The sequence below is a fragment of the Cecembia lonarensis LW9 genome, assembly GCF_000298295.1.
GTDB classification, from domain to species: Bacteria; Bacteroidota; Bacteroidia; order Cytophagales; family Cyclobacteriaceae; genus Cecembia; species Cecembia lonarensis.
In genome coordinates this window covers 1-953 of record NZ_AMGM01000222.1, presented here as the reverse complement: position 1 = coordinate 953, position 953 = coordinate 1, and the positions used below count along the sequence as shown (strand labels likewise).

Here is a 953-nt window from a genome sequence, read left to right as displayed (position 1 = left end):
AGCAAACTTCATGTAGGGGAATCTCATTGTTCGGGGAAATGAAGCGACCAGTAGGGCCGCGCAAAGAATGGGCAGAATCGTCGCCGGCGTAGTGGCATTCGGATTTGTTGTCACCGGATGCACGCAGGCGCCGCCACCGTCAACGGACCATGGCGATGGGGCCACCGTCGTCCGGGTCATCGACGGCGATACGATCGTGGCTGACCTCTCGGGGACCGAGACCACGGTGCGGCTGTTGAACATCGATACGCCGGAAACCAAGCACCCGGACAAGCCGGTTGAATGCCTGGGACTTGAGGCCACCGAGTACACCAAGACGCTGTTGGCGCCCGGTGACAAGATCGAGTTGGCCTACGATGTCAGTCGACTAGACCCCTACGGTAGAACACTTGCCGGTGTCTACAAGGAGGGGAGTCTGGTCAACGCGGACATCGCTGCTGCTGGTCTCGGTGTCGCGGTCCTCTTCCAGCCCAACGAACGCTTCTACGCCGAAGTTCTGGCCGCCGAGCAACAAGCGCAAGATGGCAGCAAGGGACTGTTCGGGGCAGATGTCGCGTGCACGATTCCGGCCATGGTTGAGGACGCGATTGCTGGGCTCGAGGAGCTTGAAGAATCCGTGCCGGCCAACGCCGATGCCGTTGGATCGGCGCTGGGCGTCGTTACGGCCGCGATTGTGGCAGGAAAGGCCAAGAGTGCAGCATTACAAGCGCTGGATTCCACTGGAGATGCGGTGCAGGGTGCAGTGTGGGCAGCACGAAAGTCCTCCTATGCCCCGTTGCTCGCCGCGGCCATGAAACGGGCCACCTCAATTGAAGAGGACCTCACGACCAAGCAAGCTGCACTGGCCCAGGCCAAGAAGGAGGCCGACGCTCGGAAACAGGCCGAGGCGAAGGCAGCTGCCGCAAAGCAAGCGAAGGCCGAGGCTGCCGCAAAGGCAAAGGCAAAGGCCAAGG

Annotated in this window: 1 protein-coding gene; it reads left to right on the top strand. The window is 61.5% G+C overall.

Annotated features, from left to right (window positions below; translation table 11 throughout):
• Window positions 1–67: 67 nt before the first annotated feature.
• The coding region (locus B879_RS23865) for a thermonuclease family protein (protein ID WP_202949675.1) at window positions 68–953 on the top strand (886 nt) is incomplete at its 3' end.